Genomic DNA, 20,055 nt, shown 5'->3' with positions numbered 1-20,055 from the left:
CGATCCGGCACCCCCGCAGGCACCGGCACGGCGAACAGGAGCCGTCAGGTGCCGGCCCGGCGAGCCGGAGACCCTCAGGTGCCGCTGCCGCCACCGCCGCCGGCGGCTCCGCCCGCACCTCCGCCGATGCCGCCCTCGCCGCCGCCGATCGGCCGCAGCCCGCGCTCCGGGTCGTGACCCGCGGCCGGTGCGGCGCCGGACGGTTCCTCGCCGGCCGGGGTGCTGTCCCTGGTGTCGGTGCCGGACGGGCCGGTGTGCGACTTGTCGGGGTCACTCGGCCGGGGTGGCGGCGACGGGCGGCGCTCGGTGAACACCTGGTAGCCGGCGGCGGTGGCCGCGTGCCGCTGTACGGCGTACCGCAGCCAACTGTCCAGCACCGTGATCCAGTCCAGTTCGGCCGCGCCCCGGTGCGCCGCCCGGAACCGGCTGAAGCTGACGTGCCCGGCGCCGGCCAGCGCCACCCGGCGGTCCAGCGCGAAGAGCACCTCCACCCGCTCCGGGTCGGTGAAGAAGGAGACCTCCAGCTCGCTGAACGGGCCGCCGTACAGCGGCGCGGCCCAGTACGCGATCTTCTGGTGGAACGGCAGCCGCTGGTCGATCCCGGGCAGCCGCTCGGCGAGCAGCCCGACCTGTCGCAGCTCGAAGCCGAGTTCGGCAAGCGCGCCGAGCACGCCGGCCTGGGCGGGCAGCGGATGCACGTACACCGGCCGCAGGTCGCCCCGGTCGAGCAGCGCGCTTACCGCGACCTCGGTGCGCAGCCCCATCCGCAGGTTGAGCAGGCAGTGCCCGTCGACCACGGTCACCGGGGTCTCCCAGGGCACCGGCAGCTCGAAGTCGAGGACCCGGCGCTCGCCGGGGGCCAGCACGAACGCACCGGCGGCGGGCACCCGGTGGAACTCGACCGGCTGGTACTCCACCGCGCCGCCGGCCGGCTCGACCCGGGTGACCAGGCCGAGGGTGACCCGATCGACGGTTGCCGGCGACCGGCCGGCGGTGACGGTGACCCGGCCGGGCAGCGACAGCCCGGGCCGGGTACTCGGGTTCGGCAGCGTGGTCCGCACGGTAAGTCCCGCAGCCGGCGGAAGTTCCCCGAGACCCACCGTCACCACCTCCGGTGCTCAGCGCAGGCGGCGACCCCGCGGGATCGGGTCGGTCTCGTCGTCGAACTCGCCGATGACCTCTTCCAGCAGGTCCTCCAGGGCCACGAAGCCGATCGGGCGGCCCGCGCCGGCACCGTTGCTGACCAGCGCCAACTGCACCTGTTCGGCCCGCATCGCGGCCACCGCCTCGGTGACGGTCGCGGTCGCCTCCAGGGTGAACGGGACGGTCATCAGCTCCCGTGCCGTCGCCGCCCGGCCGGCGGTGGTGGCCCGGACCGCCTCCCGGACGTGCACCAGCCCGGCCACCTCGCCCGGCGAGTCGAAGACGGCCAGCCGGGACCGGCCGCTGGACCGGCACACCTCCTCGATCCGCTCCGCCGAGTCGTCGGGGCGTACCGAGACGATCGTCGCGACCGGCTCCATCACCTGTTCGACGGTGGTGCCCTGGAGTTGCAGCATGCTGGTCAGCATCTCGTGCTGGTCGGCGGCGAGCAGGCCGTGCTCACGGGACTGCTGGATCAGCATCCGCAGCTCCTCCGGCCCGTGCGCCACCGCCAACTGCTCCTCGGGGCGTACCCGGACCAGCCGCAGTGTCACGTTGGCCAGCCCGTTCAGTGCGGAGAGCACCGGCCGGGCCACCCGGGCGAACGCCCGGAACGGCAGCGCGAGCAGCAGCGCGGAGCGCTCCGGGTCGGTGATCGCCCACGACTTCGGGGCCATCTCGCCGACCACCAGGTGCAGGAAGGTGACCAGACCCAGCGCGAAGACCAGCGCGATGATGTGGCTCGCCGTGTTCGGCAGGCCGACCGCGTGCAGCGCCGGGCTGAGCAGGTGTTCGATCGCCGGCTCGGCCAACGCGCCCAGCCCCAGGGTGCAGACGGTGATGCCGAACTGCGCGCCGGCCAGCATCAGGGTCAGCTCGCGTACCCCGTCCAGGGCCGCCCGGGCGGCCCGGCCGCCGGACGCGGCGGCCTGTTCGAGCCGGTAGCGCTTCGCGGCCAGCAGGGCGAACTCGGCGGCGACGAAGAAGCCGTTCAGGGCGAGCAGCAGCAGCGAGATCAGCAGGGCCCAGGTGGCGCTCACGAGGACCGCTCCGCCCCGCCCTGCGGCACCAGGATCCGCAGCCGGACCGAGTCGGCGACGTGCCGGTCGACGGCGAGCACCTCGACGTGCGCCCGGGGCAGCATCGCCTCCTGCTCCGGTTCCGCCTCGGCGGAGAGCCTGATCTCCAGCCGGTCGCCGACCTCGGGGATCCGGCCCAGCTCCCGCATCACCAGCCCGGAGAGGGTGTCGTATTCGGGTGCCTCCGGCAGGGTGATCCCGGTGCTGTCGGCGACCTCGTCGATCCGCCAGCGGGCCGGCACCACCCAGGAGCCGTCGGCCTGCCGGACCGGGGCCCGCTCCGGCGGGTCGTCCTCGTCCCGGATCGGCCCGACCAGTTCCTCGGCGATGTCCTCCAGGGTGATCACCCCGGCGAAGCCGCCGTACTCGTCGACCACGCAGGCGAGCTGGCGGTGCCCGGCCCGGAGCCGGTCCAGCACCGTCGGCAGCGGCAGCGTCGCCGGCACCAGCAGCGGGGGTACGGCGACCGCCTCGACCGGGGTGCTGGCCCGCTTGGCCGGCGGCACCCCGAGTACGTCGGCGATCCCGACCACCCCGACGACGTCGTCCACTCCCTCGGCGCCGCGGACCGGGAAGCGCGAGTGTCCGGTGTCGAGCAGCTCGACCAGCCGGCTGAGCGGCTCGTCGGGCCGTACGGTGTGCACGTCGACCCGGGGCACCATCGCCTCGGCGGCGGTGAGCTGCCGGAAGTCGAGTCCCCGGTCGAGCAGGGTGGACATCTCGGCGTCCAGGTGCCCCTCCTCGCGCGACTCGGCGATGATCTGTTCCAGGTCCTCCGGCGTCGCACCGCTGGGCAGTTCCTCGACCGGTTCGATGCCGACCCGGCGCAGCAGCCGGGTGGCGGCGGCGTCGAAGAGCCGGATCACCGGCCCGGCGACGGCGAGGTAGAACAGCGTGGAGCGGGACAGGGCCCGGGCCAGTGCCTCGGCCCGGACGATGGCCAGGTTCTTCGGGGCGAGTTCGCCGAAGACCATCTGCACGACGGTGGCGATCACCAGGGCCAGCGCGACCGCGATCGGCGTGCTGACCGCGGCCGAGACGCCGGCCACCCCGAGCAGGTCGGCGAGGCCGTCGCCGAGGTACGGCTCGGCGACGTAACCGACGAGCAGGGCGGTGACGGTGATCCCGAGCTGGGCACCGGAGAGCATGAAGGAGAGCCGTCCGGTGACCGTCAGGGCGCGTTCGGCGGCGACGTCGCCGTCCTGGGCGAGTTGGCGCAGTTTGTTGCGGTCTGCGGCGACGTAACCGAATTCCTGGGCGACGAAGTATCCCGTAGCCGCGGTGAGCACGATGATCAGGACAAGACCGAGGGCGATCAACACGGGGGTCTCAGCGCTCCCCGCTGTCGCGGCCGGTACGAAAGGCGCCGGGTCCGACCCGGCTGGCTACAGCTGCCCTCCTGGACAGTTGAGTCGATCACCAGACCATCCTACCGAGCCCCGCCGGCCGCTGCCGGGCAACCGCCACGGGCTGTGACCAGCCGTTTCCCGGACCTCCGACCGGGTAGAGACGCCTGTCCCGATCTGCTTCGACCCGAGAACCCAAGGCCGGGCAGCCGAGAAGGGAGGCTCGTGTTGGGACGGGAGTGGTGCAACTGGTCGGGCAGTCTTCGGTTCACCCCTCGGGAGTTCGCCATGCCGGAGCACGAGGACGAGGTCCTGGCGCTCGTCGACCGGGCCAGGCAGACCTCGACCAAGCTGCGGCCGGTCGGCTCCGGCCACTCGTCCAGTCCGCTGGTCCGCACCGACGACGTACTGGTCAGCCTGGCCGGTCTGCCCCGGAGCGTTCGCCGGCACGACGACCCGGAGCTGGCCACGGTCTGCGGCGGGACGCCGCTCGGCGAGTTGGGCGAGTCGCTCTACGAGGCCGGGCTCGCCATGGACAACCTGGGCGACGTCGACGTGCAGTCGATCGCGGGTGCCACCGCCACCGGCACGCACGGCACCGGTCTGCGGTTCGGCAACCTCTGCACCCAGGTGGCCGGGGTCCGGCTGGTCACCGGCACCGGCGAGGTGTTGGACATCTGCGCAGAGCGCAACGCCGAACTGCTGCCGGCGGCCCGGCTCTCCCTCGGCGCGCTCGGCGTGGTGACCGAAGTGACCCTCCGGCTCACCCCCACCTACCAGCTGCGGCGACGCAACTGGTGCTCGTCGATCTCCTGGACCATGGACCACCTGGACCAGTTGCAGCGGCAGAACCGCAACATGGACTTCTACTGGTATCCGCGCACCGACACCACCCAGATCCGCACCCTCAACCGGGCCGGCGAGGAGCCGGAGGTGACCCCGCCCGGCGAGCCCCGGATCATGGAGACCGGCCCGAGCCACCGGACCATCCCCCGGCACCGGGACCTGCGCTTCGAGGAGATCGAGTACGCCCTACCGTCGGAGGCCTTCCACGCCTGCTTCACCGAGATCCGGCGCCGGGTCCTGGAGCGGCACCGGACCGGGGTCGCCTGGCGGGTGCTGGTCCGCACCATCGCCCCGGACGACATCTGGCTCAGTCCGGCGTACGACCGGGCCACCACGACGATCGCCTGTCTGCAGAACAACTCCCTGCCGCACGACGAGTACTTCACCGACGTCGAGGCGGTGTTCCGGGAGCACGACGGCCGGCCGCACTGGGGCAAGAAGCACTCACTGACCGCCAGGGACCTGCGCCGGGTCTATCCGTGCTTCGACAGCTTCCGGGAACTGCGCCGCCGGCTCGACCCGGACGGGGTGTTCCTCACCCCCGATCTCGCCCGGTTGCTGGAGTACGGCTGATGGCCGGGCTCGGCGGGCGGGTCTGGGTGGTGCCGGGCGGCCGGATCCCGTTCCCCAGCCACGGCGAGGAGCCGGAGTTCACCGGCTTCGACCAGTTGTCGGTGCTGAACACCGGGGACGAGCCGGCGCATCTGAAGATCACCGTCTACTACCAGGACCGGGAGCCGGTCGGCCCGTACCCGGTCACGGTCGGCGCCCGGCGGATCCGGCACGTACGCCTCAACGACCTGGTCGACCCGGAGGCGATCATGCTGGCCCGGCCGTTCGGCTGCGTCGTCCGCTCGCCGGTACCGGTGGTGGTGCAGTTCCTCCGCCAGGACACCCGGCTGCCCGGCTCCGTCGGGTTGACCGGCACGATGGCCTTCCCCGCCGAGCCCTGACCGTCGCCGCCGCACCCGCGGTACCCGCTCCGCCGCGGACTCCGACCGGAGATCGTCCGGCCCGACCGTTCAATCCACCGTGCCCGGCGCACGGTCCCGGTCGGCCAGTTCGTCGGCGTCCAGCGACTCCCGGCTGAACCGCCCGGTGCGGTAGGCGGCCCGGCCGATCATCTGCGCCGCGAGCGGGGCGGTGGCGAGTTGCAACCCGCCGATCAGGACCAGCGTGGCCAGCTCGGCGCCGTCGCGCAGGCTCACCGCGAGCGCCAGCAGGATCAGCAGCACGCCGAGCACCTGCGGCTTGGTCGCGGTGTGCATCCGGCTGATCACGTCCGGAAAACGGACCAACCCGATCGCCGCGACCAGGCTCAACAGCCCCCCGGCGACCAGGAAGATCCCGGTCAGCACGTCCAGCGCGACGGTCCAGCTCACGCCTCCTCCCCGGCGGCGAAGCGCACCAGGGCCACCGAGCCGACGAAGCCCAGGGAGCTGAGCACGATCAGGATCGGCAGTGTGGTGGCGTGCCGGTTGACGGCCGCCTCGGCGCCGAGCGCCCCGATCATGATCGAGATCAACACCTCGGCCGCGACCACCCGGTCCAGCAGGGCCGGGCCGCGTACCACGCGGAACAGGGCAAGTGCCGCCGCGCTCGAGAGCAGGAGGGCGACGAGGATGACGGCGACGATCACGATGGTCCTCCCGGTTCGGCGTTCTCGACCGTCGACCCGAGCAGCCTGAGCTCGGCCCCGGATCCGACGGTACGGACGATGCGGGCCTCCAGGGCCAGGACGCGCTCCCGGCTCCGGGCCAGGTCCTCGGGACCGCGCACGTCCAGCACGTGCACGTAGAGGGTGCCGCTGTCCCGGTCCGCCTCGACGATCAGCGTGCCCGGTACCAGCGACAGCACCTCGGCGGTCAGCGCCAGGTTGAGGTCGGTACGCACCCGCAGCCGGACGGCGACGATCGCGTTGCGGGGCCCCGGCCCGGGGCGTACGGCGACCCAGCCGACGTGCACGCTGGCGACCACGAGTTCGGCGACGAACCGTACGACGAACCCGACCAACGCCAGCGGCCGGAGCCGCCCCCCGAAGGTCACCCGGGGCAGCGGCAGGAAGACCAGGATCACCCCGGCCACCAGTACGCCGCTGACCAGGTTGCCGAAAGTGAACTCGCCCCAGAGCAGGCTCCAGGCCACGACCAGCCAGCCGACGGTGATCAGGTGGTCCCGCCAGCGTCGCCGGTCCGGAAGCCGGTCCCGCAGCGCCCGCCAGCGCAGCCGCACGGCGCCGGTCACGGCTTGCCCTCCGGTAGCACCGCCCGCACGTACGGAAGACGTTGCCGCAGGTCCTCGGCGGCCTCGCTGCTGACCTCGAAGAGTGGCCCGGCCGCCGCCGTCAGCCCGAGCCCGATCAGCACCAGCAGGGTGGTGGCGCCGACCATCGACCGGGGCAGCCGGGTCGGCTCCTCGGGATCGGCCAGCCGGGGCTGCCGCCAGAACGCCAGGCTCCACACCTTCGTCGTCGCGTAGAGGGTGAGCAGACTGGTCAGGGTGCCGCCAGCGACCAGCAGCCAGGGCATCACCCCGCCGGCCGACACCCCGGCCTGGATCAGCCCCAGCTTGCCGAGGAAGCCGGACAACGGCGGGATGCCGGACAGGCTCAGCGCCGGCACCAGGAACAGCACTCCGAGCAGCGGGGCGACCCGGGCCAGCCCGCCGATCCGGTCCAGGTGGGTGCTGCCGGCCCGCCGCTCGACCAGCCCGGCCGCCAGGAACAGCGTGGTCTGCACGGTGATGTGGTGCACCACGTAGTAGATCGCGGCGGCCAGCCCGGGTCCCGAGGTCAGCGCCACCCCGAAGAGCAGATAGCCGATGTGGCTGACCAGCGTGAACGACAGCAGCCGCTTGATGTCGGACTGCGCGATCGCGCCCAGGATGCCGACCAGCATGGTCAGCAGGGCCAGGGCCAGCAGCACCTCGGCGGCGCGGCCGTCCGGGAAGAGCAGCGTCTCGGTCCGGATGATCGCGTAGATGCCGACCTTCGTCAGCAGGCCGGCGAAGACCGCGGTGACCGGTGCCGGAGCGGTCGGATAGCTGTCCGGCAGCCAGGCCGCCAGCGGGAAGACCGCCGCCTTGATGGCGAAGGCGAGCAGCAGCAGCCCGTGCAGCGCCAGCCGCAGGTCCGGGGGCAGGGCGTCCAGCCGGCCGACCAGCTGGGCGAGGTTCAGGGTGCCGGTGGCGGCGTAGACCAGACCGATCGCGGTGAGGAAGATCAGCGACGAGACCAGGCTGACCACGACGTAGGTGGTACCGGCCCGGATACGCTCCTCGGTGCCGCCGAGGGTGAGCAGTACGTAGCTGGCCGAGAGCAGCACCTCGAAGCCGACGAAGAGGGTGAACAGGTCGCCGGAGAGGAAGGCGTTCGTCACTCCGGCCGTCATCACCAGATAGGTGGGGTGGTAGATGACCACCGGGGCGTGCACCCCGGGATCGGCCTGGTCCTCGCCGATCGAGTAGAGCAGCACGCAGAGCGTCACCGCCGCCGAGACCGCCAGCATCAGCGCGGCCAACTGGTCGGCGACCAGGACGATGCCGAGCGGGGTCGGCCAGCCACCGAGGCGTACGACAAGCGGGTCGTGCCAGTGCGCCTTCGCCAGCAGCAGGAGCGCGACGACCAGGGTGATGGTCAGGACGCCGACGCTGATCGCCCGCTGCACCACCGGCCGGCGGGCCAGCACCAGGGTCAACGCGGCACCCAACAGCGGCATCACCACCGGCAGCGGTACGAGGTATCTCATCAGTCCGGCCCGTCGTCGAGCCGGCGCGGCGGCGGCTCCGGGTCGACCTGCTCCGGGTCGGCACCGGGTACCCCGCCCGGCGGCGGCCACGGTCCCTCCCCGGCGTTGTCGTCCGGACCGGCGAGCTCGTGCCGCTCGGCGCGGCGGACGATCCGGCGGTCCTCCGGGTCGTCGCGTACCTCGTCGTGGCCGGTCAACTGCCAGCTCCGGTACGCCATCGCCAGCAGGAACGCGGTCAGGCCCAGGGTGATCACGATCGCCGTCAGCACCATCGCCTGGGCCAACGGATCGCTCATCTCCGCGGTCGGGGTGACCCCGAGGATCGGTGCCCCGCCGGACCGGCCGCCGAGCAGGATCAACAGGTTCGTGCCGTTGGTGAGCAGGATGGTGCCGATCAGCACCCGGCTGAGGGTGCGTTCCAGCAGCAGGGCGACCCCGCAACCGAAGAGCACCCCGACGACCAGCGCCAGCACCAGGTTCGGTCTCACCGCCGGCCCTCCTTACCGGCCGGTCCGGGGCCGGCGGTCGGGTCGGCACCGCCGGTCTGACCCGGGGCGGCGGCCGGTCCGGGTCGGCCGGCCGGGCCTGGTTCCGGGCCGGCCGGAGCGTCCACCGACCGCGGCGCCGGTCCCGGCGGCCGGTCCGTGCGCAGCCCGGTGCCCGGCTCGTCCTCCACCTCGATCTGCCGGTCCACCTCGGCGCCGAGGCTGCGCAGGATGTCCAGCATCAGGCCGACGACGATCAGGTAGACGCCGATGTCGAAGAAGAGCGAGGTGACCAGGTGCAGCTCGCCGACCAGCGGCAACTCCCACTCGAACTTGTTGCTGCGCAGGATCTCCCCACCCGTCGTCATGGCCAGTAGGCCGGTGCCGACCGCGACGAAGAGGCCGACCCCGAGCAGCATCCCGGCGTCGACCGGGGCCGCCTGGTCGAGTTCGTGCCGTCCGCTGGCGAGGTAGCGGACCGCGAGCGCGAGTCCGGCCACCAGACCGGCGACGAAGCCGCCACCGGGGGCGTTGTGTCCGGAGAAGAGCAGGAAGATCGAGAAGAGTACGACGGTGTGGAAGATCAGCCGGACGACCACCTCGAAGACGATCGACCGGCTTCTGGTCCGCAGCGTGGGCCCGGCCCGCAGCCAGACCCGCTCGGCACCGGGCGGCGGAAGTTCCTCCGGCCGGACCCGCTCCGGGCCGCGCCTCCGCTGGAAGATCAGGCTGGCCACCCCGGTCGCCGCCACCACCAGCACGGCGATCTCACCCATCGTGTCCCAGGCGCGGATGTCCACCAGGGTCACGTTCACGATGTTGCGGCCGTACCCGAAGGACTCCGCCGGGCCGGGAAACTCGGCCGCGACCGGCGGTGCCCGCCGGGCCCCGGCCGCGACCACCGCCGTCGCGCTCACCACCGTCGCGACCGCCACCCCGAGGGCGACCCGGAACCACCGACTGCGCCGCAGCGGGCGCACCGAGAACCGTTCCGGCAGCCGGCGCAGCACCAGCACGAAGATCACGATGGTGACGGTCTCAGCCAGGAACTGCGCCAGTGCCAGGTCGGGCGCGCCGTGCAGCACGAACAGGACACCGACGCAGTACCCGGAGACACCGGTCAGGATCACCGCGGTCAGCCGCCGTCGCGCCTTGACGGCGAGCACCGCGGCGACGGCCAGCACCACCCCGACGACGGCCTGGAGCGGGTCGTCCCAGGTGCCGACGTGCGCCGGCCACGAGCCGCCCAGCAGCGCGCCGCCCAGCACCAGCAACAGGGTCAGCAGGATGACACCGAGGTACTGCGGCAGCGAACCGCGCTGGGTCGCCCCGGTCACCACCACGGCGAACCGGTCGAGCCCCCGGCTCAGCACCTGGTAGGCGGTGTCCCCGTCGAACGGCGCCCGCACCCGGGCCTGCACCGCCCCGACCGGAGTCCGCAGCAGGAAGAGCAGCAGGCCGGTGAACAGCACCAGCAGCGACAGGACGATGGTGAGCCCCGATCCGGGCAGCAGGGCGAGTTCGTGCGGGATCGGCCCGAAGAGCCGGGGATAACCGGCGAGCGCCTCGCCGACCGTCCCGGCCAGTACGCCCAGCACCACGATGGCGACGGCGAGCACCGCGGCCGGGGCGAGCAGGATCGCCTCGACCGGCCGGGACGGGGTCGGCTCCGCGTGCGGCCGGCTCCCGAACGCCCCCCAGGCGAACCGGATGCTGTACGCGGTACTCAGTGTCGACCCGATCGCCATGACGGCGAGCAGTAGCGGATCGCCGGTGAAGGCGGTCAGGATCGCCTCCTTGCTGACGAACCCGAACAGCGGCGGTATCCCGGCCATCGAGGCGGTGGCGAGCAGGCCGGTCGCGAAGACCAGCGGCATCCGCCGCCAGAGCCCGGAGAGCACGGTCAGGTCCCGGGTACCGGCCCGCTTGTCGATCACCCCGACCACCAGGAACAGAGTCGCCTTGAGCATGGCGTGCCCGAGCAGCAGCGCCATGCCGGCGAGCGCGGCGTCCGGGGTACCGGCACCGAAGAGTACGACCAGCAGCCCGAGCCGGCTGACCGTGCCGTACGCCAGCAGCAGTTTCAGGTCGACCTGGCGCATCGCCGCCCAGCCGGCGGCCAGCATGGTGACGATCCCGGCCAGGTAGACGATCGGGCGCCACGGGCCGACCTGGGCGTAGACGGGGGCGAACAGGGCGACCAGGTAGACGCCGGCCTTCACCATCGCGGCGGCGTGCAGGTAGGCGCTGACCGGGGTGGGTGCGGCCATCGCCGCCGGCAACCAGAAGCTGGTCGGGAAGATCGCCGACTTGCTCAGCGCACCGACCAGGATCAGCACCAGCGCGATTCCGAGATACCCGCCGGACGGCGGGGGCCGGGCGGCGATCTCCGACCACCGGTACGTCCCGGCGTGCTGGCCGAGCATGACGAAGCCGACAAGCATGGCCAGGCCGCCGAGGGTGGTGACCAGCAGCGCCTGGTTGGCCGACCGCCGGCTGGCCTGCTGCTCCGGATGGTGCGCGATCAGCAGGTAGGAGAAGACGCTCGTCAGCTCCCAGAAGACGTAGAGCAGCAGCAGGTCGTCGGCGACCACCACCCCCAGCATGGCGCCGGCGAAGCCGACGAAGACGGCGGCGAACCGGCCGAGTCCGGGCTCGTCGGCGTCGAAGTAGCGGACGCAGTGGACCAGCACCAGTGCGCCGATCCCGCCGACCAGCAGCACCATCAGCCAGGAGAGGGTGGTGATCCGCAGGGCCAGCCCGAGGCCCAGTTCCGGCACCCACGGGTACGCCTCGACGACCGCCCCGCCGGCCGTGACCGTACCCGTCTGCCCGAGCGCCCAGCCGAACGCGGCGGCCGGTGGCAGCGCCAACGGCAGGAAGGCCCCCCGGCCCCACCGGTGCACCAACGCGGGCGCCAGCGCCGCAGCCACCAGGTGCAGCGCCAGCAGCATCAGCATGCGTACTCCAGGTAGGTGCCGGCACGGCCCGGCGGCGAGGACGTGGACTCAGACAGATCACACGGCGAAGTCCGGCTCGGCGCGCGAAATGGCGCGAAACCACCCGAGCGGGGCGGATCGGTGCGCGTACGACCAGCCGCTCCCGCCAAGAGGTCGGCGACCGGCGGCCGGGTGCTGGCCAGCCAAGGGCCCCCTGGCGCGGGCTCCCCTGGCGACGGGCTCCCCTGGCGACGGGCTTCCCTGGCGACGGGCTTCCCCCGCTGCGGGCTCCCCCGGCGCGGGCTCGTCTGGCGCGGGCTCCCCTGGCGCGGGCTCCCCTGGGGCGGGCTCCCCTGGGGCGGGCTCCCCTGGCCGAGAGCTGGCCGACCGGAGGCCCGCCGTCCGGAAGCCGCCGGAGGAGGGGCCGCCGGTTTGGCGAGGGCTACCGGGCCGGAGTCAGCCGACGGTGCACGGGGAGTCGACGGCGGGCGCCGGGCTGCCGTCGAGACGGGTCGCGGCCGCGCGGCGGTCGAGGCGGGAACCGGCGGCGGTGTCCTCGGAGGCGTCCGGTGTGGACGGCACCACCAGGTCGGGACGGCCGAGTTGCCGGACGATCTGGTTGATCACCTGCTGGGCGGCGCCGAGGGACCGCTTGGGCAGCACCCGGCCGCGCGCCGCCCGGCGCAGCACCAGGGCGTGCACCGCGGCCCGGACCCGGGCCCGGTCCGCCGCGCTTGCCGTGGCGGTGGCGGCGACCAGCTGGCGGAGGCAGTCGGCGAGCCGTTCGGCGAGTTCGAGGTCGTCGCCGCGCAGGCCGGCCCGCGCAACGGTCAGATAGGTCTCGACCCGACGGGTCAGCACGTCCGTGGTGGCGGGGGCGTCGCGCGGAACGCCTGTCATCCGGACCCCCTCTGGCGCCGAGCTTGGGTTTCCGAGAAGTTACTGTAAGTTGCACATCATTCGCAAGCAGTTAAGTGAGACTTAGCCCGCATCTCAGCCGAAAACAACGATCAACCGGGCATGCGGACAACCGTTCCGGTGAACCTGTCGGACCGACCGGGCACGATAGGCCGGTGAGCGATGTGCTGGCGGCGTTCGGCGCGGCGACCCGGGAGTGGTTCGGCGCCGCGTTCGCCGCACCCACCGAGGCCCAGGCCGGGGCGTGGCGTGCCGTCGGCGCCGGCCACAGCGCCTTGGTGGTCGCGCCGACCGGCTCCGGCAAGACCCTCGCGGCGTTCCTCTGGTCACTGGACCGGTTGACCCGCGAGCCGGCCGCGGCCGACCCCCGGCAGCGTTGCCGGGTGCTCTACGTCAGCCCGCTGAAGGCGCTCGCCGTCGACGTCGAACGCAACCTACGCGCTCCGCTCACCGGCATCAGGCACGCGGCGGCCCGGCTGGGCCTGCCGCCGCCCGAGATCACCGTCGGGATGCGGACCGGGGACACCCCGGCCGACGAGCGGCGGGCGTTCGCGCGCACCCCGCCGGACATCCTGATCACCACGCCGGAGTCGCTGTTCCTGCTGCTCACCTCCGCCGCCCGGGACTCGCTGCGCGGCGTGCGGACGGTGATCGTGGACGAGGTGCACGCGGTCGCCGGGACAAAGCGCGGCGCCCACCTGGCGCTCTCCCTGGAGCGGCTGGACGCGCTGCTGCCCGCCCCCGCCCAGCGGATCGGGCTCTCCGCCACGGTCCGCCCGATCGACGCCACCGCCCGGTTCCTCGGCGGCACCCGGCCGGTGACCGTGGTGCAACCGGAGACCGCGAAGACCATCGAGGTCAGCGTGCAGGTGCCGGTCGAGGACATGACCCGGCTGGACGAGCAGGAGGCGCCGGACGACGAGTTCGGCACCCCGCGCCGGGCGTCGATCTGGCCGGCGGTGGAGGAGCGGGTCTACCACCTGGTCCGGTCGCACCGGTCCACGATCGTCTTCACCAACTCCCGGCGCGGCGCGGAGCGGCTCTGTGCCAGGCTCAACGAGCTGGCCGCCGACGAGGCCGAGCTGGCCCCCGACCCGGGCGGCGCACCCGCCGCCGGCCCGGGCAACGCACCCGCTGCCGGCCCGAGCGACGCACCCGCCGCCGGCCGGAACGGCGCACCGGCGGTGCCGCCCCGGCTGCCGGCGGAGATCATGGCGCAGTCCGGGGCGGCGGCCGGGGCGGCACCGGTGATCGCGCGGGCGCACCACGGCAGCGTCTCCCGGGAGGAACGCCGGCACATCGAGGAGGCGCTCAAGTCCGGCCAGCTGCCGGCGGTGGTCGCCACCTCCAGCCTCGAACTCGGCATCGACATGGGCGCCGTCGACCTGGTGGTGCAGATCGAGGCACCGCCGAGCGTCGCCGCCGGGCTGCAACGGATCGGCCGGGCCGGACACCAGGTCGGCGCGGTCTCCCGGGGGGTGGTCTTCCCCAAGCACCGGGGCGACCTGCTCTCCTGCGCGGTGGTGGCGGAGCGGATGACCGACGGCGCCATCGAGGAACTGCACTATCCGCGTAACCCGCTGGACGTGCTCGCCCAGCAGATCGTGGCGATGGTCGCCCTCGACCCGTGGCGGGTCGCCGACCTGGCCGCGCTGGTACGCCGCACCGCCCCCTTCGCCGAGCTGCCCGACTCGGCCCTGCACGCCGTACTCGACATGCTCTCCGGGCGCTATCCGTCGACCGCCTTCGCCGAGCTGCGTCCCCGGCTGGTCTGGGACCGGGCCGCCGATCTGCTCACCGGCCGGCCGGGCGCGCAGCGGCTGGCGGTGACGAGTGGCGGGACCATCCCCGACCGGGGACTCTTCGGTGTCTTCCTGGCCGGAGCCGCGACTACTCCGGGTCGCGGCGCGGCGTCAGACGCGCCGAGCCGGAGTAGTCGTAGGGCCGCCCGGGTGGGCGAGCTGGACGAGGAGATGGTCTACGAGTCCCGGGTCGGCGACGTCTTCCTGCTCGGCTCGTCGTCCTGGCGGATCGAGGACATCACCCCGGACCGGGTGCTGGTCTCCCCCGCGCCGGGCCAGGCGGCCCGGATGCCGTTCTGGAAGGGCGACCAGCTCGGCCGCCCGGTGGAGCTGGGTCGGGCGCTCGGCAGCCGGCTGCGTGGCCTGGTCCGGGCCGACGACGAGGCGGCCCGTGCCGCGCTGCGCTCCGGTGGGCTGGACGACTGGGCCGCCGGCAACCTGGTGGCGTACCTGCGCGAGCAGCAGGACGCCACCCGCTCGGTGCCGGACGACCGGACGGTGCTCGTCGAGCGGTTCCGCGACGAGCTGGGCGACTGGCGACTGGCCGTGCACTGCGTGCTCGGCGCCCGGGTCAACGGCCCGTGGGCGCTCGCCGTCGCCCGCCGGCTCACCGAGCGGTACGGCGTCGACGCCCAGGTCGTCCCCTCCGACGACGGCATCGTCGTCCGGTTGCCGGACACCGCCGACGACCCGCCCGGCGCCGACCTGGTCGTCTTCGATCCCGACGAGATCGCCGCCGTCGTCGAGGAGTCGGTCGGCACCTCCGCCCTGTTCGCCGCCAGGTTCCGCGAGTGTGCCGCCCGCGCCCTGCTGCTGCCCCGCCGCGACCCGCGCCGCCGCCAGCCGCTCTGGCAGCAACGCCAGCGGGCCGCCCAGCTGCTCGACGTCGCCCGGGAGTACGCCGACTTCCCGATCACCCTGGAGGCGGCCCGGGAGTGCCTCCAGGACGTCTTCGACCTGCCCGGCCTGGTGGCGCTGATGCGCGAGGTGGTCACCCGGAAGGTGCGGCTGGTCGAGGTGGAGACGCCCCGGCCGTCGCCGTTCGCCCGCTCGCTGCTCTTCGGCTATGTCGGCGCGTTCCTCTACGAGGGCGACGCCCCGCTTGCCGAGCGGCGGGCCGCCGCGCTGGCGCTGGACTCGGCCCTGCTCGGTGAGCTGCTGGGCCGGGTGGACCTGCGGGAGCTGCTCGATCCGGCGGTGGTGGTCGAGACCGAGCGGCAGCTGCGCTGGCTGACCGAGCAGCGCCGGCCCCGGGACGCCGAGGACACCGTCGAGCTGCTCCGGCTGCTCGGCGACCTGACCGACGACGAACTCGCCGGGCGCGGCGTCGAGCCGGACTGGTTGACCGGGCTGGCGGAGAGCCGACGGATCCTCCGGATCCGGGTCGCCGGGCGGGAGCGCTGGATCGGCGTCGAGGACGCCGGCCGGTACCGCGACGCTCTCGGGGTTGCCCTGCCGGTCGGCGTCGCGCAGGCGTACCTCGAACCGGTGGCCGACCCGCTCGGTGACCTCGTCGCCCGCTACGCCCGGACCCACGGCCCGTTCGCCGCGACCACCTGCGCCGCCCGGTTCGGCCTCGGGGTCTTCGTGGTGGAGCAGACGCTGCGCCGGCTCGGCGCCGCCGGCCGGGTGGTCTCCGGCGAGTTCTCGCCGACCGGGGCCGGTCCGGAGTGGTGCGACGCGGAGGTGCTGCGGCTGCTGCGCCGCCGCTCCCTGGCCGCACTGCGCCGGGAGATCGAACCGGTACCGGGTCAGGCGCTGGCCACCTTCCTGCCCCGCTGGCAGCAGGTCGGCGCGGCGGCCCGGGGCGTCGAGGCGGTGGCCGCCGTGGTGGAGCAGTTGCAGGGTGTCGCGGTGCCGGCGTCCGCGCTGGAGAGCCTGGTGCTGCCCGCCCGGGTCGCCGACTACTCCCCCGGATACCTCGACGAACTCTGCGCCAGCGGCGAGGTGGTCTGGGCGGGCTCCGGTGCGATCGGCCGGGGCGACGGCTGGATCACCCTGGCGTACGCCGACAGTGCCGCCCTGCTGCTGCCGCCGCCGGACGAGGCGCTGGCGCTGACCCCGCTGCACGAGGCGGTGCTGGCGGCCCTCGACGGCGGGCAGGCGCTGTTCTTCCGGTCGCTGGCCGAGCGGGTCGCCACCGACGAGCGGATCACCGGCTCGGTCGGCGGGCCGGGCACCGGCTCGGCCGGCGGGCCGGTCGAGGACGCGACGCTCGTCGGTGTCCTCTGGGACCTGGTCTGGGCCGGCTGGCTCAGCAACGACACCCTCGCCCCGCTGCGGGCCGTGGTCGGCGGCGGTGGTGCGCACCGGCCGCGGAGCGCAGCGCCCCGGACCCGCTACCGGCGGCCGGGTCGCCAGGCGCTGCCGGCCCGAGGTGGACCGCCGACGGTCGCCGGCCGCTGGTCCCGACTTCCGGTACGCGACACCGACCCGACCCGCCGGGCGGCAGCGCTCGCCGACGTACTGCTGGAACGGCACGGGGTGGTCACCCGGGGAGCGGTCGTCGCCGAGGGGGTGGCCGGCGGTTTCGCCGCGGTCTATCCGGTGCTGGCCGCGCTGGAGGAACGCGGGGCGGCCCGCCGGGGCTACTTCGTGGAGGGGCTGGGTGCGGCGCAGTTCGCGGTTCCCGGTGCGGTGGACCGGCTGCGGGCGCTCGCCGAGCCAACCGAGTTGCGCCGCCCGGGCGGTGCGGCCCGGGTGCTGGCCGCCACGGATCCGGCGAACCCGTACGGCGCCGCCCTGCCCTGGCCGTCCCGGGTGGTCGACTCCGGCGACGGGACCGTCGGAGTCGACACCGGCACGACCGGCGGTACGCCTCCGGCGGGCAGCCCGGCCACCGTCGGCGGTACGGCCGCGACAGGTGGCCCAACCACCGCCGGCGTTACCGGCGCGCGGGCGGGTTCCGGCGTTACCGGCGCGCGGGCGGGTTCCGGCGCCGGCGGTACCGCGACCGGACACCGGGCCGGGCGGAAGGCGGGTGCCCTGGTGGTGCTGGTGGACGGCGCACTGGTGCTCTACGTCGAGCGGGGCGGCCGGACACTGCTCTCGTTCAGCGACGACGCCGGGGCGCTGGCCGCCGCCGCCTCGGCGCTGGCCGCCGCGGTCGCCTCCGGCGCGCTCGGTGCCCTGGCGGTGGAACGCGCCGACGGCACCTCGGTGCACGCCTCGCCGCTGCGTGACGCACTCACCGCGGCCGGCTTCCGGACCACACCACGCGGGCTGCGGCTACGCGGCTGAGCCACTGGCGGCTGAGCCGCTGAGGGAGCCGGGGCGTCGGCGGGACGAAGATCCGGTCCCCCGCTGACTTTACCGCGAGGTTAGGCTAACCTAACGAAGCGCCGCACTCGTCGTACCTGCGGCGACGCGTACCGAGAGGTTGGCCGATGACCGAGTTGTCCACCGCACCGTCGCTCGTCGCCCCGTGGCGGCTCTTTCCGGCCGAGGTCGTCCGGCTGCACCGGCTGAGCCCGTCCTTCCTGCGGGTGACCTTCACCGGCGACGACCTCGACACCTTCGCCGACCCCGGCTACGACCAGCGGATCAAGCTCGTCTTTCCGCTTGCGGCGCACGGCTTCCGACACCTGCCGACCGGTCCCGACTGGTACCCGCACTGGCGGTCCCTCCCCACCGAGTTGCGCAACCCGTTCCGCACGTACACCACCCGGGCGGTACGCCGGGAGGTCCGCGAGGTCGACGTCGACATCGTGCTGCACCCCGACGGCGGCCCGTACGGCGCGCACGGCCCGGCGGCCCGCTGGGCCGTGACCGCCGCACCCGGCGACCAGCTCATGATCATGGGACCGGACCACGGCTACCTCGGCGACCACGGCGGCCGGGAGTTCCAACCCGCACTGGCCGACCGCACGCTGCTGCTGGCCGGGGACGAGACGGCAGTACCGGCGATCGCCGCGATCGTCGAACGACTGCCGGTCGACAGCCGCGGCGAGGTACTGCTGGAGGTGCCGGAGCCGGCCGACGTACTCGATCTGCCGGCCCCACCCCTGCTGGCCGTCACCTGGCTGCCCCGGGCGGGCGCGGCGCACGGCAGCCTGCTGGTCCCGGCGGTCCGCGCCGCCGCCGAGCGGCTCCTCCCGGCGGACCGGCCGACCCAGATCGACGGGCCGGACGACGCCGCGGACGACGAACTGTGGGAGGTACCGGTCGGCCTCTCCGGCGGCGGGCACTACGCCTGGCTGGCCGGCGAGTCGGCCGTGATCCGGGCGTTGCGCCGGCATCTGGTCGCCGAGCGCGGCCTGGACCGCGAGTCGGTCGCCTTCATGGGCTACTGGCGACTCGGCAGGGCGGACGACGCTGCCTGACCACCCCACGCGGCGCTCACGGCCGGGCGTCCGCTCGGACCCCGGTCCAGCGCAGGTCGGTCGGCAGGTGGCTCATGTCGTTGAACATCACCAGGGTGGGTGCCAGGCCGGTGCGGTACTCGATCATCGTGAGTCCCGTGTTGGCGCTGTCCAGACTGAGCCATCGGATCGGCGGGGCCTGCAGGGCATCGCGTACCAGCCAGGCGATCGGGTACGCGTGCGTGACCAGGACCTCGTAGCTGTCGGGTCGGCCCGGCTCGGGCACCCGCGCGAACCGGTCGACCAACGCCGCTGCCACGCGGCTGCCCGCCGCCGCCTCGGCCTCGTCGTAGCCGTCGAAGAAGCCGGCCCAGGACCGGGGCATCTCGGCCACGCCCGGCACGTACGGCACGTGGTCGACGAGTTCGGCGGCCTCGGCGACCGGGACACCGGGCAGGTACCGGGCAAGCTCGTGGGCGCTGGCCGCGGCCCGTGGCAGCGGGGAGTGCCAGATGTTGTCGATCGGCAGGCCGGCGAGTCGTTCGCCCAACAGGGCCGCCTGGCGACGTCCGGACCCCTTGAGCTCCCCGAACGCGTCCGCGGCGCCGTGCCGGGCCAGGTAGAGGTGTCGGGTCGGCACCGCGGCGACCTACCGGGTTCCCTGTTCCGCGCCGCGGGCGATGCCGAGCGTCGAGAGCAGGTCCTCGTGCAGTTCCATCCAGACCGCGTGACACGATGCGACGCCGACCCCGGCCACCCACCCCGGCTCTCCCGCCCGGGCCCGGGCCAGGGCCAGGGCGAACCTCTCGTCGTAGCCGCCGAACCGGGCCAGCACCGCCGACAGGTCACCGACGACCCGGGCCAGTTCCCGGGCGAGCGTGGCGAGTTCGTCGAGCACCCGGGCGTCCCAGGCCGGATCGCCGTGGTCGTTGGCCGCCAGCCGGTCGCCGTGGCTGGGCCGCAGCTGCCAGTCGGTGCACGCCTTCACCAGGCGCCCGTTGAGCGACTCGAACTCCTGGTGCGCCCGCCGCACGACGGTCCGGGCACCGGCCCGGTCCAGCTCTCCGGAGAGCCTTGCGGAGTCCTCCTGGCGGCCCCGCTCGGTGAGCGTCCATCCGCCGGTACCGGCGAACTCGGCGTGGGTCACCCAGCCGTACGCCTCGTAGTCCTTCAGGAGTTCCGAAACCGTCTCCGGGTCGACACCGGTGCGCCGGGCGACGGCCGCGTCCTCGGCCAGTCCGGTCACCCGGACGGTGTGCAGGACGAGCAGTTCCGGTGTGGAGGCGTGCGTCATGACAGCGAGCATCCCCGCCGAGAGGGCGGAACGCCAACAGCCTCGTCGGGGAGACCGGTCACGGGACCGACGGCGAGACCCGACGGCGACGGCAGCGTCGCCGATCCCAGGTCGGGGTGGTCGACCGCTAGAGTCTGCGGTGTCCGGTCGGGTCAC

Annotated in this window: 14 protein-coding genes and 3 pseudogenes; 5 read left to right on the top strand and 12 right to left on the bottom strand. The window is 73.8% G+C overall.

The window, feature by feature from the left end:
- Positions 1–74: 74 nt before the first annotated feature.
- The 3 genes from ACN28A_RS23965 to ACN28A_RS23955 are packed head-to-tail and all read right to left on the bottom strand — an operon-like array spanning position 75 to position 3,544.
- Positions 75–1,100 (bottom strand): sporulation protein, encoded by a 1,026-nt coding sequence (locus ACN28A_RS23965; RefSeq protein ID WP_421398254.1) that lies wholly within the window; start codon positions 1,098–1,100, stop codon positions 75–77.
- An 18-nt stretch (positions 1,101–1,118) separates the two neighbouring features.
- Positions 1,119–2,183, bottom strand: coding sequence for a hemolysin family protein (locus tag ACN28A_RS23960; RefSeq protein ID WP_421398253.1), 1,065 nt, complete (start codon positions 2,181–2,183; stop codon positions 1,119–1,121).
- Positions 2,180–3,544, bottom strand: coding sequence for a hemolysin family protein (locus ACN28A_RS23955; RefSeq protein ID WP_421398251.1), 1,365 nt, complete (start codon positions 3,542–3,544; stop codon positions 2,180–2,182). The genes ACN28A_RS23960 and ACN28A_RS23955 overlap by 4 nt, the downstream gene beginning before the upstream one ends.
- 312 nt (positions 3,545–3,856) lie before the next feature.
- Between ACN28A_RS23955 and ACN28A_RS23950 the strand changes: the two genes are divergently transcribed.
- Both ACN28A_RS23950 and ACN28A_RS23945 read left to right on the top strand, forming a co-directional pair.
- Entirely contained in the window at positions 3,857–4,987 is a 1,131-nt protein-coding gene (locus tag ACN28A_RS23950; RefSeq protein ID WP_421398249.1) for a D-arabinono-1,4-lactone oxidase, read from the top strand.
- Positions 4,987–5,367 carry a sensory rhodopsin transducer gene (locus tag ACN28A_RS23945; protein ID WP_421398247.1) on the top strand — a complete coding sequence of 127 codons (381 nt, stop codon included), beginning with the start codon at positions 4,987–4,989 and terminating at the stop codon, positions 5,365–5,367. Before ACN28A_RS23950 ends, ACN28A_RS23945 begins: the two co-directional genes overlap by 1 nt.
- 69 nt (positions 5,368–5,436) lie before the next feature.
- Here ACN28A_RS23945 and mnhG read toward each other — a convergent pair whose 3' ends face one another.
- From mnhG to ACN28A_RS23910, 7 genes and pseudogenes are all read right to left on the bottom strand, one after another.
- Positions 5,437–5,796 (bottom strand): monovalent cation/H(+) antiporter subunit G, encoded by a 360-nt coding sequence (gene mnhG, locus ACN28A_RS23940; RefSeq protein WP_421398245.1) that lies wholly within the window; start codon positions 5,794–5,796, stop codon positions 5,437–5,439.
- Entirely contained in the window at positions 5,793–6,053 is a 261-nt protein-coding gene (locus ACN28A_RS23935) for a monovalent cation/H+ antiporter complex subunit F (protein WP_421398243.1), read from the bottom strand. Before ACN28A_RS23935 ends, mnhG begins: the two co-directional genes overlap by 4 nt.
- Positions 6,050–6,658 (bottom strand): Na+/H+ antiporter subunit E, encoded by a 609-nt coding sequence (locus tag ACN28A_RS23930; RefSeq protein ID WP_421398240.1) that lies wholly within the window; start codon positions 6,656–6,658, stop codon positions 6,050–6,052. Before ACN28A_RS23930 ends, ACN28A_RS23935 begins: the two co-directional genes overlap by 4 nt.
- Positions 6,655–8,160, bottom strand: coding sequence for a Na+/H+ antiporter subunit D (locus ACN28A_RS23925; RefSeq protein WP_421398238.1), 1,506 nt, complete (start codon positions 8,158–8,160; stop codon positions 6,655–6,657). Before ACN28A_RS23925 ends, ACN28A_RS23930 begins: the two co-directional genes overlap by 4 nt.
- Positions 8,160–8,648, bottom strand: coding sequence for a Na(+)/H(+) antiporter subunit C (locus ACN28A_RS23920; protein ID WP_421398235.1), 489 nt, complete (start codon positions 8,646–8,648; stop codon positions 8,160–8,162). Before ACN28A_RS23920 ends, ACN28A_RS23925 begins: the two co-directional genes overlap by 1 nt.
- Positions 8,645–11,605, bottom strand: coding sequence for a Na+/H+ antiporter subunit A (locus ACN28A_RS23915; RefSeq protein WP_421398232.1), 2,961 nt, complete (start codon positions 11,603–11,605; stop codon positions 8,645–8,647). The genes ACN28A_RS23920 and ACN28A_RS23915 overlap by 4 nt, the downstream gene beginning before the upstream one ends.
- A gap of 543 nt (positions 11,606–12,148) precedes the next feature.
- Positions 12,149–12,484, bottom strand: a pseudogene (locus ACN28A_RS23910) (hypothetical protein); the annotation flags it as partial.
- Between the two features lie 182 nt (positions 12,485–12,666).
- Between ACN28A_RS23910 and ACN28A_RS23905 the strand changes: the two are divergent.
- The 3 genes and pseudogenes from ACN28A_RS23905 to ACN28A_RS23895 all read left to right on the top strand — a co-directional run.
- Positions 12,667–17,085, top strand: a pseudogene (locus ACN28A_RS23905) (ATP-dependent helicase); the annotation flags it as partial.
- A 159-nt stretch (positions 17,086–17,244) separates the two neighbouring features.
- Positions 17,245–17,544 (top strand): annotated as a pseudogene (locus ACN28A_RS23900) (hypothetical protein); the annotation flags it as partial.
- Positions 17,545–17,690: 146 nt separating this feature from the next.
- Complete coding sequence (locus tag ACN28A_RS23895; RefSeq protein WP_421398230.1) at positions 17,691–18,626, top strand: siderophore-interacting protein; 936 nt, start codon at positions 17,691–17,693, stop codon at positions 18,624–18,626.
- 16 nt (positions 18,627–18,642) lie between these two features.
- Here ACN28A_RS23895 and ACN28A_RS23890 read toward each other — a convergent pair whose 3' ends face one another.
- Both ACN28A_RS23890 and ACN28A_RS23885 read right to left on the bottom strand, forming a co-directional pair.
- Entirely contained in the window at positions 18,643–19,245 is a 603-nt protein-coding gene (locus tag ACN28A_RS23890; RefSeq protein ID WP_421398228.1) for a histidine phosphatase family protein, read from the bottom strand.
- A 9-nt stretch (positions 19,246–19,254) separates the two neighbouring features.
- Positions 19,255–19,899, bottom strand: a complete 645-nt coding sequence (locus ACN28A_RS23885) for a transcriptional regulator (RefSeq protein ID WP_421398226.1) — start codon at positions 19,897–19,899, stop codon at positions 19,255–19,257.
- Positions 19,900–20,055 lie beyond the last annotated feature (156 nt).

The organism is Plantactinospora sp. WMMB782, assembly GCF_049179135.1.
Taxonomy (GTDB): domain Bacteria; phylum Actinomycetota; class Actinomycetes; order Mycobacteriales; family Micromonosporaceae; genus Plantactinospora.
This window is presented reverse-complemented; position numbering and strand designations above follow the sequence as displayed.

Excerpts from the sequence above, each read along its gene's own strand:
- ACN28A_RS23950 (WP_421398249.1), top strand. The coding sequence starts at position 3,857 with ATGCCGGAGCACGAGGACGAGGTCCTGGCGCTCGTCGACCGGGCCAGG.
- ACN28A_RS23945 (WP_421398247.1), top strand. The coding sequence starts at position 4,987 with ATGGCCGGGCTCGGCGGGCGGGTCTGGGTGGTGCCGGGCGGCCGGATC.
- ACN28A_RS23925 (WP_421398238.1), bottom strand. The coding sequence starts at position 8,160 with ATGAGATACCTCGTACCGCTGCCGGTGGTGATGCCGCTGTTGGGTGCC.
- ACN28A_RS23915 (WP_421398232.1), bottom strand. The coding sequence starts at position 11,605 with ATGCTGATGCTGCTGGCGCTGCACCTGGTGGCTGCGGCGCTGGCGCCC.
- ACN28A_RS23895 (WP_421398230.1), top strand. The coding sequence starts at position 17,691 with ATGACCGAGTTGTCCACCGCACCGTCGCTCGTCGCCCCGTGGCGGCTC.
- ACN28A_RS23885 (WP_421398226.1), bottom strand. The coding sequence starts at position 19,899 with ATGACGCACGCCTCCACACCGGAACTGCTCGTCCTGCACACCGTCCGG.